Here is a 13,287-nt window from a genome sequence, read left to right on the forward strand (position 1 = left end):
GCGAACCTCCGGGAACCGTCGGCCGACTGCGGCCGACCCGGTTGGGCGTCTTCTCGCCACTTTTCCACGCGCTCGCACTTCCCCCCAACGGAACCATCGGCGCGCGTACGACCCGAGCACCCGTCGGCGGACCGGGCCCCCACCCGCTCCGAGCGCCCCGTTTATCACACCGTGCTCGAAGCATCGAATGTAGCGCACGCGGAGGTTGTGTGTTTGCGTGGCGACCTTTTGTGTCAGCAGCGAGACATTGGGTGCGCTCCCATCACATCGGCGTCCGATCCCGGGAGCCAGGAGTCCACGGGACGCTCCAGCCAACCTCGCTCGGCGGCCAATTCGGCCGCCGACCTGCGCAGTTCAGCCAAAGCAGGGTGGGTCATTCCTTTTCGCCATACAAGGGACACGGGCGAGAGGGGAACCGGCTCCACCAGGGGGCGCGACACCGTCCCCGGCAGTGGCGGAAAACCCACCACGGCGAGGATGGGGTTGCGGGTCCGCGCCATCACCCGCTGGAACTCCTCCTCGCCCACCGCCAGCGGGGCGGGCGGCGCGAGCGTGATGCCCCGCCCGTCGAACAGCCGCCGCGCCAGGTCCGTCCACTCCTCGGTGCGCGCGTTGCCCGCCCCGGCGTAGACGGTCTCGCCCGCGAGCGCGGCCAGCGGCACCTCGGGCAGACCGGCCAGGGGATGGTTCACGGGCAGCACCACGGCCATCGGTTCGTAGCGCACCGGCTGCTGGTCGAGGCCTGCCCTCACGGCCGGGGCGAGCCCCGCGAAACGGCCGAACGTCGCGTCGAGCCGCCCCGCGAGCAGCTCCCCGGCCGCCCAGGTCAGCCCGCTCTCGTAACGGGCCATCAGCTCGTGCCCGGGCGCCCGCTCCCGCGCCCGGTGCAGCACCTCGCGGTGGGTCTCCAGGCCCGGTGAGTTGAGGTCCACCAGCAGCGGGCGGCTCTGTCCTGCGGCGGCGAGCAGGTCGTCCTGCGCCCGGAGCGCGGCGCTCGCGTACGGCAGCAGGCGCTCGCCGTCGGCGGTGAGCGTGACCCGGCGGGTGCTGCGGACGAACAGCTCGCAGCCCAGCTCCCGCTCCAGCCGTCGCACGTCCCGGCTCAGCGCCTGCTGGGCGACGTAGAGGCGGGCCGCGGCGCGGGTGAAGTGCAGCTCCTCGGCGACAGTGACGAAGGCGCGCAGCAGGCGGGGGTCGACGTGGGCGGAGGCGGGCATGACCGCGAACCTACAACACAGGTGCGTCAATGCGTGCGGAGAAGGTGTTGGACCAGGCGGCCGGCCAGGGGCGACGGTGAGGCCATGCCGCAGCCGACCTCCGGGGACACCCGCCTGTTCACCGTCACCTCCGACACCCTCGTGGCCGTCGACTTCGCCCCGCGCGCCCCGCGCGAGCCGGGCCCGTACCGCCGTCTGTTCGCCGTGCCGGGCGCCCGTGCCTTCACGGCGGGGAATCTGCTCGCCCGGCTTCCGATGGGGATGTTCGGGGTGAGCGCGATCGTGATGATCGCGGGGAGCCGCGGGTCCTACGCCCTGGCCGGCGCCGTCACCGCGACCGGGCTCGCCGCGACGGCGGTGGTCGCTCCGTGGACCGCGCGCCTGGTGGACCGGTTCGGGCAGGCCCGGATCGCGCTTCCGGCCACGCTGATCGCGGTGCTCGGCTCGCTGGCGCTGGTGCTCTGCGTGCGGTACGACGCCCCGGCCTGGACGCTGTTCGCCGCCTACGCCGCGACCGCCACCACCCCGAACACCGGGGGCATGTCCCGGGCCCGCTGGGCGCATCTGCTGAAGGGCAGACCCGACGCGCTGCACACCGCGAACTCCTTCGAGCAGGCCGCCGACGAGCTGTGTTTCATGCTCGGCCCGGTGCTCGCGGCCGTGCTGTGCGGGACGTTCTTCCCCGAGGCGGGGACGCTGACGGGCGCGGTGCTGCTGCTGACGGGTGTCGCGCTGTTCACCGCGCAGCGCTCCACGGAGCCCCCGGCCGTCCGCCGCGCCGCCGGGCGGGCCCCTCTGCGCGCGCCGGGCATACGGCCGCTGCTGCTGGTCTGCCTGGCGACGGGCGGGGTGTTCGGCTCGATGGAGGTGGTGACGATCGCGTTCGCGGACGGGCAGGGGCACCGTACGGCGGCCGGTGCCGTGCTGGCGCTCCAGGCGGCGGGCTCCTGCGTGGCGGGCCTGCTGTACGGGGCGGTGCGCCCGGCCGGGTCGATGTGGCCCCGCCTGCTGTGGTGCCTGGCCGCGATGGCCGCGCTGATGACGCTGCCGCTGCTGGCCGCCGCCCTCACCGGTTCACTCCTGGTCCTGGCGGGCGCGTTGCTGGTGGCGGGCATGGCCACCGCCCCGACCATGGTCACCACGATGACCCTGGTGCAGCGGCACACCCCCGAGGGGCGGCTGAACGAGGGCATGACGCTGGCGGTCACCGGGCTGCTGGGCGGGATCGCCTGCGGCAGCGCGGCCGGCGGCTGGATCGTGGAGCACGTTTCGGCCACCGCCGGATACGGGGTGCCGGTGGCGGCGGCGCTGACCGCCTTCACGGTCGCCGGGACGCTGCTCTCGTTCGGCTCGTCGAACCGCTCCATGGATCACCGTCCGCACCATTGACGGGCACAGATCCCGCACATACCTTCACCCGTCGAAGCGCTTCGACAAGGGCGTCGGCCGCTTCCTCCCCCCACGGACCGTGCCCACGAGGACTCCCGATGGTGAAGATCACGGATGTGGCCCGGCGCGCCGGCGTCTCCCCCAGTACGGTCTCGTACGCGCTGAGCGGCAAGCGGCCGATCTCCGACGCGACCCGGCGCCGGGTGCAGGCCGCCGTGCGTGAGCTCGGCTACCGCACGGACGACGGCGGGCGGTCCCGGTCCGGCGCCCGGGCGAAGGTGCTCGCGCTGGCGGTGCCGATGCGGCCCGGCATCCATCTGCCCGTGGTGACCCAGTTCGCGGTGTCGGTGGTCACCGCCGCCCGCGCCCGCGACCACGACGTGCTGCTGCTCACCCAGGGCGAGGGCGACGAGGGCATCGGGCGGGTCACGGAGACGGGCCTGGCGGACGGGGTGATCGTGACGGACGTGCAGTTGCAGGACCCGCGGCTGCCGCTGCTGCGCTCCTGTTCCTTGCCGTCCGTGCTGATCGGGGTGCCCGCCGAGGCGGACGGTCTGACCTGTGTCGACCTGGACTTCCGGGCGGCCGGGGAGCTGTGCGTGGACCATCTGGCGGGGCTCGGGCACCGCACGGTGGCGCTGGTCGGCTCGCCGCCGGAGGTGTACGTGCGGCGCACGGCGTTCGCCCGGCGACTGGTGGAGGGCTTCACCGCGGCCGCCGGCCGGCACGGGCTGGCCTCGGCGGCGCTGCCGTGCGGCACCGGCCGGGACGCGGCCCGCGCGGTCGCGGAGCGGCTGCTGCGCGACCTGCCCGCGCTGACCGCGGTGGTGGTGCACAACGAGCCGCTCGTCGACCCGCTGATCGAGGCGTTCGAGCAGCTGGGGATGCGGGTCCCCGGCGATCTGTCGCTCACCGCCGTCTGCCCGGCCCCGGTCGCCGCGGCGGCCCGCGTCCCGGTCACCTCGGTGGCCGTGCCGGCCGCCGAGCTGGGCGCCCGCGCGGTGCATCTGCTGATACGGAAGCTGTCCGGGGCTCCCGTACCGGGCACCACCCTGCTGCCGCCCCGGCTGACGGAGCGGGCGAGCACGGCGCCGCGCGGGCACTGACGCTCAGCCGAGCTGCCAGGCCTTCCCCAGCCGGTACGCGGCGCACAGGTTCACGTCCAGGAAGTACGCCCCGGCCGCCCCGCACTGAGCGTCCCCGCTCCCGGGGTCGACGGGCTGGCCGTGCCCCATCCCGGTGAGGCTGTACGTCTCCACGACCGCGTTCCCGGCGGGGCCGCGGTAGACGCGGTGCGGGTACCCGGCGACGGTGTCGCCGACGTCGGCGGTGCGGTCGGCGCCGTGCACGTTCGTCCACTGGTCCACCAGGGCGGTCATGTTGGCCGGCCGCACCGTGTAGTCGGCCGTGCCCTGGAACACGGTGAGCGCCGGCCAGGGCCCGGTGTACCCGGGCCGCGCGGCGCGCACGCGGTCGCCCCACTGCGCGGGGGTCTGCGTGGCCCCGACGAACATGCACACGTACGCCGTCCCCGCGGCCTGCGCGCAGCCGTACGGCAGCCCTGCGACGATGCCGCCCGCGGCGAACTTCTCCGGGTAGGCGGCCATCATCACGGCGGTCATCCCGCCGCCCGCGGACAGCCCGGTGACGTAGACGCGGGACGGGTCGCCGGAGACGTCGGCGAGCTGCCGGTCGACCATCTGCGCGACCGAGGCGGCCTCGCCCTGGCCGCGCCCGATGTCGGCGGACTCGAACCAGTTGAAGCACTGGCTGAGGTTGTTGCCGCTCTGCTGCTGCGGCAGGACGACGGAGAAGCCCCAGCGGTCGGCGAGCGTGGTCCAGCCGGTGCCGGAGGCGTACCCGGCGGCGTTCTGGGTGCAGCCGTGCAGCGCGACGACCACGGGGCGTCCCGCGGGCAGCCCGTCGGGGACGTAGCGGTACATCTTCAGGGCGCCGGGGTTGCTGCCGAAGCCGGTGACCTCCTGGAGGGAGGCGGCGGAGGCGGGCGCGGGGGCGAGCAGGACGGAGAGGAGGGCGGCCAGGAGGGCCGTCAGCACGGTGGGGCGCAGTGCGGCTCTGGTCTGTGTCATGGAGAGTGAAGGTAGAAGCGTGAACCACCCACCGATATGGGTGCGGCCCCCACATCGCGGGGGTGCGCCCATGTGGCCGCACGGGACGCGGCCACGCGGGACTGGCCGCGCATGACAGAGGCCCCGCCGCTCGCGCGACGGGGCCTCTGCCCACATGGGGTAAGTGGAGATGGCGGGAATCGAACCCGCGTCCAACGGTGCGGAACCAGGGCTTCTCCGTGTGCAGTCGGCTGTGCTTTTCTCGGCCCCGGAGATCACGCCGACAAGTCTCCGACGGGCCCAGTCACTGTGTGTTTTCCCTCTTCACCCCGTGACCGGGATCAAGGTTTAGTTCCCTAGCTGATGCCAGGATCCGGGTCGGGAACATCCCCGGGCTGACACTCCCTTAAGTAGGGGAGCCGCTGCTCGCTACCTGAAGATCAGGCAGCGAGGGCGAGCTCGCCCTGGGAGACAGATCGCTTGGAATTGGCGATTATTTTTTTCGGCCTGTGGTTTACGAGATCATGGCCGCTTCCTCGACACGCTTCCCCTGCTTCGACAGCCGCTGTCGAAACCGATCATCCCCATGTTGTGTTGTCAAACCCTCCCGGAGGAGGTGACGCGCACCCGCTGTGGGGTGCGATGCCATCGTACGTGACCAACGCGGGTCGATGCCAGCCTATTCCCGCGAGGTCCCGGGGCCCCGGACCCTCAGGCCCGCTGCTTCCTGCGCACCGCGGAGATCGCCCGCTCGGCCTCCCGCCGGTCCTGCTTCTCGCGCAGCGTCTGCCGCTTGTCGTACTCCTTCTTGCCCTTGGCGAGCGCGATCTCGACCTTCGCCCGGCCGTCCTTGAAGTACAGGGCGAGCGGCACGATGGTGTGGCCGGTCTCCTGGGACTTGGCCTCCAGCTTGTCGATCTCCTCGCGGTGCAGCAGCAGCTTCCGCTTGCGCCGGGCGCTGTGGTTCGTCCAGGTGCCCTGGCTGTACTCGGGGACGTGCACGTTGTGCAGCCACGCCTCGTGGTCGGTGAGCTGGACGAAGCCGTCCACCAGCGACGCCCGGCCCTGACGCAGGGACTTCACCTCGGTGCCGGTGAGCACCAGACCCGCCTCGTAGGTGTCGATGATGAGGTAGTCGTGGCGCGCCTTCTTGTTCTGCGCGATCAGCTTGCGCCCTTTTTCCTTAGCCATAGTGCCGCCCATTTTCGCACTACGGAGGGGCTCCACGGGAAGCCGATTACCGGGGGCGGGTCACCGGCCGAGTCCGCCGACGACCGTCTCCGCGCGCTCCAGCGCCCGCCCGTCGGCCTCCAGGTCGGGGGTGATGCCGTGGCCGTCGACGCCACGGCCGGAGGGGGTGCGGTAGTGGCCGACGGTCAGTTCGGCGACGGAGCCGTCGGGCAGCTCCGTCGGCATCTGCACCGAGCCCTTGCCGAAGGTGCGGGATCCCACGACGACCGCCCGTCCGCGGTCCTGGAGGGCGCCGGTGAGAAGTTCGGCCGCGCTCATCGTCCCCCCGTCGACCAGCGCGACCAGAGGTCTCCTCGTGTCGCCGCCGGGCTCGGCGTGCAGGGCACGCTGCTCCCCGGCGACGTCGTAGGTGGCGACCAGGCCGCCGTCGAGGAAGGCGGAGGCCGCGGTGACCGCCTCGGCGACCAGGCCACCGGGGTTGCCCCGCAGGTCGAGGACGATGCCGGACTCCTTCGGCGCCTCCCGCACGGCGGCGCCCACCTTCTCTCCGGAGCCCTTGGTGAAGGCGGACACCTGGACGACCGTGACACCGGAGGCCAGGGAGCGGACGGTGACCGGATCCCGGGACAGCCGGGCGCGCCGGACGGTCTCGCTCCACGAGCGCGAGCCGCGCTCGAGGCCCAGCCGCACGGTGCTGCCGGCGGCCTTGCCCGCCCTGTCGCCGCGCAGTAACGAGACGACCTCGGTGACGGGCCGCCCGTCGACCTTCTCCCCGTCTACGCTGCGCAGCCGGTCGCCCGGGCGGATGCCCGCCTCGTCGGCGGGCGTGCCGCTGCCGACCCTGCTCACCTCGATGCGCCCGTCCCGCTCGCGGGCCCACAGGCCGACGCCGGTGTAGGCGCCGTCGAGGGTGGCCTCGAACTCCTCGTACTCGCCGCGCGAGTAGACGGCGCCCCAGTGGTCGCCGCTGCGGCTGACCGCGCGCTCCGCGGCCTCCAGCGGGGACGCGCCGTGGGCGGCGGCCTCCTCGGCCGCCCGGGCGACCTCGGCGTGGTGGCCGACCGGAGCGGCCTGCGCGGCGCCGTCCGCGGCGTCCCCGCGGTCGGCGCCGGGAAGGCTGCCCGTGGCCGCGCCGGCGACGAGCACGCTCGCGAAGACCAAGGTCAGGGCGGCGCCGCGGCGGACGCTGCGGGGCCGACAGAACGGGTCACGACCTGACATGCCGGTGAGTCTAGGACAACGCGAAGGGGCGCACGGCCTGTTGGCCGCGCGCCCCGGTTGGCAAGAGTCACACCTTCAGATACTTGCGCAGCGCGAAGAACGCGGCCAACGCCGGCATCAGCAGACTGGTCGCCAGGATGAGCGGAAGCTTCGTCAGGACGGCGTCCCAGCCGATGAAGTTGATCAGGCTCAGCTTCTCCGACAGGGCGAGTCCGTGGTCGATGATGAAGTACCGCGCCAGGATCAGAAAGCCGCACGCGAGGCCGCCGCCGATGAGTCCGGCGACCGCGGCCTCCATGATGAACGGCGCCTGGATGTAGAAGCCGGAGGCGCCCACCAGGCGCATGATCCCGGTCTCGCGCCGTCGGCTGAACGCGGACACCCGGACGGTGTTCACGATCAGCATCAGGGCGACGACCAGCATCAGCGCCATCATCGCGAGGGCGGCGATGTTCATGCCCTCCAGCAGGCCGAAGAGGTTGTCCAGCAGGCCTTTCTGGTCCTGCACGGACTGCACCCCGTCGCGCCCGTCGAAGGCGGTCGCGATGACCTGGTACTTCTCCGGGTCCTTCAGCTTGATGCGGTACGACTCCTGCATCTGGTCCGGCGTGAGGGAGCTGGCCAGCGGCGAGTCGCCGAACTGCTCCTTGTAGTGCTTGTACGCCTCGTCCTGCGACTCGTACGACACCGTGTCGACGACCGACATCTTCTCCAGGTCGGCCTTGATCTGGCTCTTCTGGTCGTCGGTCACCGCGCCCTTGGCGCAGTTCGGGTCGGACTCGGCGTCGGACTTGTTGCACAGGAAGATGGAGACGTTGACCTTGTCGTACCAGTAGCCCTTCATCGAGCTCACCTGGTCGCTCATCAGGAGCGACCCGCCGAACAGGGCGAGCGACAGGGCGACGGAGACGACGACCGCGAAGGTCATCGTCAGGTTGCGGCGGAGACCGACGCCGATCTCCGACAGGACGAACTGGGCGCGCATGGCGTCTGATCAAGCCTTTCCGTGGAGCGTCAGTGCTGGTAGCCGTAGACGCCGCGTGCCTGGTCGCGCACGAGGCGGCCCTTCTCCAGCTCGATGACGCGCTTGCGCATCTGGTCCACGATGTTCTGGTCGTGCGTCGCCATCACCACGGTGGTGCCCGTCCGGTTGATCCGGTCGAGCAGCTTCATGATGCCGACGGAGGTCTGCGGGTCGAGGTTGCCGGTGGGCTCGTCGCAGATGAGCAGCTTGGGCCGGTTGACGAAGGCCCGCGCGATGGCGACGCGCTGCTGCTCACCGCCGGACAGCTCGCCCGGCATCCGGTCCTCCTTGCCGCCGAGCCCGACCAGGTCGAGCACCTGCGGCACGGACTTGCGGATCTCACCGCGCGACTTGCCGATGACCTCCTGCGCGAAGGCCACGTTCTCGGCGACCGTCTTGTTCGGCAGCAGGCGGAAGTCCTGGAACACGGTCCCCAGCTGCCGCCGGATCTGCGGCACCTTCCAGTTGGAGACGCGGGCGAGATCCTTGCCGAGGACGTGCACCTGCCCGTGGCTGGCCCGCTCCTCGCGCAGGACGAGCCGCAGGAAGGTGGACTTACCGGAGCCGGAGGACCCGACGAGGAACACGAACTCGCCCTTCTCGACCTCCAGGGACACGTCCCGGAGGGCTGGGCGGGTCTGCTTGGGGTAGACCTTGGACACGTTGTCGAATCGGATCACGGATGCACCACGGGTAGCCGGGGGTAGATGAGCGTGACCTTACGCGACCCGGGCAGGCGTGCGCAGGCACCGGTAGGGGTTGCGCAGGACTTGCGCCCTTTTGTTCCGGTGCCGGGTGAGGGCAGCATCCCAGGGGGGCGGGGCTGTGACATGTGCGGCTCCGCCGCGTGGGCGCGAGCGACCCCGACGGCGCCGCAGCCGCGCATCCTCATGAACCACCCTCTCCGGGAGCGACCCGGCGCGGCTGACGCAGGAACCTGGCACAGTGGAAGGGGAACGTTCACGCGGTGGTGGGCGTTGAACCCCAGGAACCGGCGCGAGGAGGGCGAGCGCATGACGTACGACCGGCTGGTGTGCGCGAACTGCGCCGCGCCCGTGAGCGAGGGCCGGTGCCCCGTGTGCCGTGCGAACCGCGAGCGGATGCAGCAGGAGAACTTCTTCGCGGGGCTGACCCCGATGACCCTGATCGTCCTGCTGGCGGTGCTGGTCGCGGCGGTGGCCCTGCTCGCCCATCAGACCGTCTGACCAGGACGGACAGGGACTCCACAGACACGGCGAGGGCCCGGAGCGCGGCGGCGCTCCGGGCCCTTGTGTCATGTCGTGCGTACGGTGCGTACGCGCGCGGCCACCGTCAGGCGGCGGCGCCGCCGCGGCCGGTCATCAGGCGCGGGAGCACCCGGAAGCCGATACCGCCGGCGATCATCGTGGCGGCGCCGATCACCAGGAAGGTGGTCTCGGCGGCACCGGTCTCGGCCAGCTCCTTGCCGTTGCCCTGCGCCGAGGCCGCCGGGGCCTCCTCGCCGGTGTCGGTCAGGGAGGAGGAGCCCTCCTCCTGCGGGGAGGCACCGCCGTCGGGGTCGAGACCGCTGCCGGGGGCGGACTCGGAGGGCGCCTCGACAGGGCCCTCCCCGTCGCCGGGCGTCTCACCCGGAGTCTCTCCGCCGTCGCCCGGAGTCTCTCCGCCGTCGCCGGGAGTCTCGCCGCCGTCGCCCGGCGTCTCCCCGCCGTCGCCGGGGGTCTCACCGCCGTCGCCCGGCGTCTCCCCACCGTCACCCGGCGTCTCCCCGCCGTCGCCAGGCGTCTCGCCGTCATCCGGGCAGTCCGGGTTCGTGCCGATGTCGCAGCCCGGGTCCTCCGTCTCGTCGTCGCCGTCGCCCGGCTCGTCGCCGTCGAGGGTCACGCCCAGGCCGAGGCCCGCGTCGTTCGCCTCGGCGCTCACGCCGATCTCGAGGGCGGAGGCGGCGCCGGCCGCCGTGAGCGAGGCGCCGGCCGCTATCACGGCACCGGCCGCGATGCGTGCGACACGGATCCGCGTCTTCTTGGTCATGTGGTTGCTACCCCCAGTAGCTCATCGTCAGTGAGGCGGCGCCCAGGGCCGTGATCAACGGAGGTAACTGTGGTGAAACGCCCCCCGGTTCACATGCGCCCCAGAAATGCGCATGCCACGCTTCACCCTTCCCACTTTCCAAAGGAACGTCAAGGGCGTTGCGCACGCGATGTCCTGCTCCGCACGCTTTGCCGGACACGGAAGCTGTGAGTGTGATGTAAATCCCGGACATCCCTGACACGACAAGGCAACTGCCGCTCCGTAAGCGGCAGTTGCCTTGTCGACAAATCGGCGTGCGGGCGGCGGGCGGGTCTTACTTCTCCCGCTGCTTGCGCCAGCGAATTCCGGCCTCGAGGAACCCGTCGATCTCGCCGTTGAACACGGCCTCCGGGTTGCCCACCTCGAACTCCGTGCGCAGGTCCTTGACCATCTGGTACGGGTGCAGCACGTACGAACGCATCTGGTTGCCCCAGGAGTTGCCGCCGTCGCCCTTCAGGGCGTCCATCTTGGCCTGCTCCTCCTGGCGGCGCCGCTCCAGCAGCTTGGCCTGGAGGACGTTCATCGCGGTGGCCTTGTTCTGGATCTGCGACCGCTCGTTCTGGCAGGAGACCACGATGCCGGTGGGGATGTGGGTGAGGCGCACCGCCGAGTCGGTGGTGTTCACGCCCTGGCCGCCAGGACCCGAGGAGCGGTAGACGTCCACGCGCAGCTCGGACTCGTCGATCTCGATGTGGTCGGTCTGCTCGACCACGGGGAGCACCTCGACGCCCGCGAAGGACGTCTGGCGGCGGCCCTGGTTGTCGAAGGGCGAGATGCGCACCAGGCGGTGCGTGCCCTGCTCGACGGAGAGCGTCCCGTAGGCGTACGGCGCCTGCACGGAGAAGGTGGTCGACTTGATGCCGGCCTCCTCCGCGTACGAGGTCTCGATCAGCTCCGTCTTGTAGCCGCGCTGCTCGGCCCAGCGCAGGTACATGCGCTGGAGCTTCTCGGCGAAGTCGGCGGCGTCCACGCCGCCCGCCTCGGCGCGGATGTTGACCAGCGCCTCACGGGAGTCGTACTCACCGCTGAGGAGGGTGCGGACCTCCATCTCGTCCAGTGCCTTCTTGACCGACGTGAGCTCCGACTCGGCCTCCGCGCGGGTGTCCGGGTCGTCCTCCTCCTCGGCCATCTCGAAGAGCACGGCGAGATCGTCGATCCGCGAGCGCAGGGCCTCGGCCTTCCTGACCTCCGCCTGGAGGTGGGACAGCTTGCTGGTGATCTTCTGCGCCTCGTCCGGGTTGTCCCAGAGGGACGGCGCGGCCGCCTGCTCCTCGAGCACGGCGATGTCTGCCCTCATCTTGTCGAGGTCCAGGACGGCCTCGATCGACTCCATGGTCGAGGAGAGGGACTTGAGCTCTTCGGATACGTCGACGACTGCCACGCCCTCCAGCGTAACGGCTTCCCGCCGTGGGCCATGCCGGGCGGGGCGCCCGGCTCCCCTCCCCTCTTGCGGGGGCTGCGCCCCCGGGCCCCCTTTTGCGCAGTTCCCCGCGCCCCTGAGGGAGTCGTCCTCACGTGTCCCTGAGAGGGCGTCCACCCTCGTCCCTGAGGGGGGCGCCGCCCTCCCGTGGCCCTGCTGGGGCCGGGTGCTTCCCTCGCGTTCCTGGGGCTGCGCCCCAGACCCCCTTCGCGCAGTTCCCCGCGCCCCTGAGGGGATCGTCCTCCCTCGTCCCTGAGGGGGGCGCCGCCCTCCCGTGGCCCTGCTCGTGCCGGGTGCTTCCCTCGCGTTCCTGGGGCTGCGCCCCAGACCCCCTTCGCGCAGTTCCCCGCGCCCCTGAGGGCGTCGTCCTCCCGCGTCCCTGAGAGGGCGTCCACCCTCGTCCTTGAGGGGGCGTCCTCCCTCGTCCCACGTCCCTGAGGGGGGCGTCTCCCCGCGTTCCTATGGGGCGGCCGGGGCCGAGTTCTCCATGTCCGGGGGTGGGGGTGGGGTGTCGTCCGTCGTGGTCAGCCAGGTGGCTACTCCTGCTGCCGTCAGGAGGGTCGCCGCCACCGCCAGGGTGAGGCGGCGGCGGCGCGTCACCGCTCGGTTGCGGGCCGAGCCGGGGCGGGGGGCGCCCGCCGCCCGGGGGGCGCGGGCCGTGCCGCGGGCTCCGCCGGCCAGCTCGTCCGGCGCGGGGACACGCATCGACGTGTGCGTGTCACGGTTGGAGTCGGACGGCCTGGCGCCCGGCACGAGCGGGACCGCGCCCCGGCGGCGCACCGGCTGTCCGGCGGCGGGGGCCGCGCCGGACAGCTCCTCGGCGGCCTCCTCGGCCTCGTCGGTGTCCGGCTCGTCCACGTCCAGCGGCGGCATCCCGGCCAGCAGCGGCAGCAGCTCCCGCAGCCGGGCGGCCAGCTCGGAGGCGCGCAGACGCGAGGCGGGCGCCTTGGCCAGGCACTGCACCAGCAGCTGCCACAGCTCGTCCGGGATGCCGGGCAGCGGCACCACCGTCTCGGTGACGTGCCGGCGCAGCACCGCGCCCGGGTGGCCGCCGCCGAACGGGGTGAAACCCGCGAGCAGCTCGTAGAGGACCGTGGCGAGGGCGTAGATGTCGACGGCGGCGCGCGGCGGCAGGCCCTCGACGATCTCGGGGGCCAGATAGTCCGGCGTGCCGATGATCTTCGAGGCGCGGGTGCGGCGCGGGGTGTCGATGAGTTTCGCCACGCCGAAGTCGGTCAGCAGGGCGCGGTGCGAGCCGCCGGGGCCGAGCGGGCCCTGCATGTCCAGCAGCACGTTCTCCGGCTTGACGTCGCGGTGGACGACCCCGGCCGCGTGCGCGGCGGCCAGGCCGTCGGCGACGTCCGCGGCGATCGCCACCGCGGCCTCCGGGGCGAGCCGGCGCTCCCGGTCCAGCCGGGTGCGCAGGTCGGTGCCCCGGACCAGGTCCATGACCAGTGCGAGGTCGTTGCCGTCGACGACCAGGTCCCGCACGGACACCACGTGCGGATGCTCCAGACCGAGCAGCGCCGTCCGCTCCTGCACGAAGCGGCCGACGAGCTCCTGGTCCGAGGAGAGATCCTCACGCAGCAGCTTGATGGCGACGGGCCCCTCGGGGCCCTCGCCCAGCCACACCGTGCCGGCGCTGCCCCGCCCGAGGATCTGATGGGCGGTGTACCGGCTGCCGATTCTCCGTGCCAAGACTGCTCCTAC

General features: G+C 72.2%; 12 protein-coding genes and 1 other RNA gene. 3 read left to right on the forward strand and 10 right to left on the reverse strand.

The features are described 5' to 3' along the window. Window positions 1–233: 233 nt before the first annotated feature. Window positions 234–1,217, reverse strand: coding sequence for a LysR family transcriptional regulator (locus tag MTR79_RS29420; RefSeq protein WP_244792402.1), 984 nt, complete (start codon window positions 1,215–1,217; stop codon window positions 234–236). Window positions 1,218–1,301: 84 nt separating this feature from the next. Between MTR79_RS29420 and MTR79_RS29425 the strand changes: the two genes are divergently transcribed. After that, window positions 1,302–2,606: an MFS transporter gene (locus MTR79_RS29425; RefSeq protein ID WP_189365191.1), complete on the forward strand. Its 1,305-nt coding sequence runs from the start codon at window positions 1,302–1,304 to the stop codon at window positions 2,604–2,606. Between the two features lie 98 nt (window positions 2,607–2,704). Further along, the gene (locus MTR79_RS29430) at window positions 2,705–3,712 is read left to right on the forward strand and encodes a LacI family DNA-binding transcriptional regulator (protein WP_189365190.1); all 1,008 of its coding nucleotides are present in this window, start codon (window positions 2,705–2,707) and stop codon (window positions 3,710–3,712) included. Between the two features lie 3 nt (window positions 3,713–3,715). Here MTR79_RS29430 and MTR79_RS29435 read toward each other — a convergent pair whose 3' ends face one another. The 6 genes from MTR79_RS29435 to ftsE all read right to left on the reverse strand — a co-directional run bounded on the left by MTR79_RS29435 (window position 3,716) and on the right by ftsE (window position 8,791). Beyond that, a complete protein-coding gene (locus tag MTR79_RS29435; RefSeq protein WP_189463094.1) occupies window positions 3,716–4,696 on the reverse strand; it encodes a PHB depolymerase family esterase in 981 nt (326 codons plus the stop codon). A 161-nt stretch (window positions 4,697–4,857) separates the two neighbouring features. Then, window positions 4,858–5,261, reverse strand: a transfer-messenger RNA (tmRNA) gene (ssrA, locus tag MTR79_RS29440). Window positions 5,262–5,386: 125 nt separating this feature from the next. Continuing rightward, window positions 5,387–5,866: an SsrA-binding protein SmpB gene (gene smpB / locus MTR79_RS29445; protein ID WP_048460724.1), complete on the reverse strand. Its 480-nt coding sequence runs from the start codon at window positions 5,864–5,866 to the stop codon at window positions 5,387–5,389. A gap of 60 nt (window positions 5,867–5,926) precedes the next feature. Then, entirely contained in the window at window positions 5,927–7,087 is a 1,161-nt protein-coding gene (locus MTR79_RS29450) for a S41 family peptidase (RefSeq protein ID WP_244792404.1), read from the reverse strand. A gap of 67 nt (window positions 7,088–7,154) precedes the next feature. Then, on the reverse strand, window positions 7,155–8,072 hold the full coding sequence (gene ftsX, locus MTR79_RS29455) for a permease-like cell division protein FtsX (RefSeq protein WP_048460726.1): 918 nt from the start codon (window positions 8,070–8,072) through the stop codon (window positions 7,155–7,157). Between the two features lie 29 nt (window positions 8,073–8,101). Next, the gene (gene ftsE / locus MTR79_RS29460; protein WP_006132401.1) at window positions 8,102–8,791 is read right to left on the reverse strand and encodes a cell division ATP-binding protein FtsE; all 690 of its coding nucleotides are present in this window, start codon (window positions 8,789–8,791) and stop codon (window positions 8,102–8,104) included. Window positions 8,792–9,124: 333 nt separating this feature from the next. Here ftsE and MTR79_RS29465 point away from each other — a divergent pair, with 333 nt between their 5' ends. Continuing rightward, complete coding sequence (locus tag MTR79_RS29465) at window positions 9,125–9,316, forward strand: hypothetical protein (RefSeq protein ID WP_019525816.1); 192 nt, start codon at window positions 9,125–9,127, stop codon at window positions 9,314–9,316. 106 nt (window positions 9,317–9,422) lie between these two features. Here the strand turns inward: MTR79_RS29465 and MTR79_RS29470 are convergent, their stop codons facing one another. The 3 genes from MTR79_RS29470 to MTR79_RS29480 form a co-directional block, all read right to left on the reverse strand. After that, window positions 9,423–10,118, reverse strand: coding sequence for a hypothetical protein (locus MTR79_RS29470; RefSeq protein ID WP_244792406.1), 696 nt, complete (start codon window positions 10,116–10,118; stop codon window positions 9,423–9,425). 313 nt (window positions 10,119–10,431) lie between these two features. After that, the gene (gene prfB, locus MTR79_RS29475; protein WP_048460729.1) at window positions 10,432–11,538 is read right to left on the reverse strand and encodes a peptide chain release factor 2; all 1,107 of its coding nucleotides are present in this window, start codon (window positions 11,536–11,538) and stop codon (window positions 10,432–10,434) included. Between the two features lie 498 nt (window positions 11,539–12,036). Then, window positions 12,037–13,275 (reverse strand): serine/threonine-protein kinase, encoded by a 1,239-nt coding sequence (locus MTR79_RS29480; protein ID WP_109288758.1) that lies wholly within the window; start codon window positions 13,273–13,275, stop codon window positions 12,037–12,039. Between the last annotated feature and the right edge of the window lie 12 nt (window positions 13,276–13,287).

It is taken from the genome of Streptomyces sp. BJ20, assembly GCF_022869105.1.
GTDB classification, from domain to species: Bacteria; Actinomycetota; Actinomycetes; order Streptomycetales; family Streptomycetaceae; genus Streptomyces; species Streptomyces griseoincarnatus.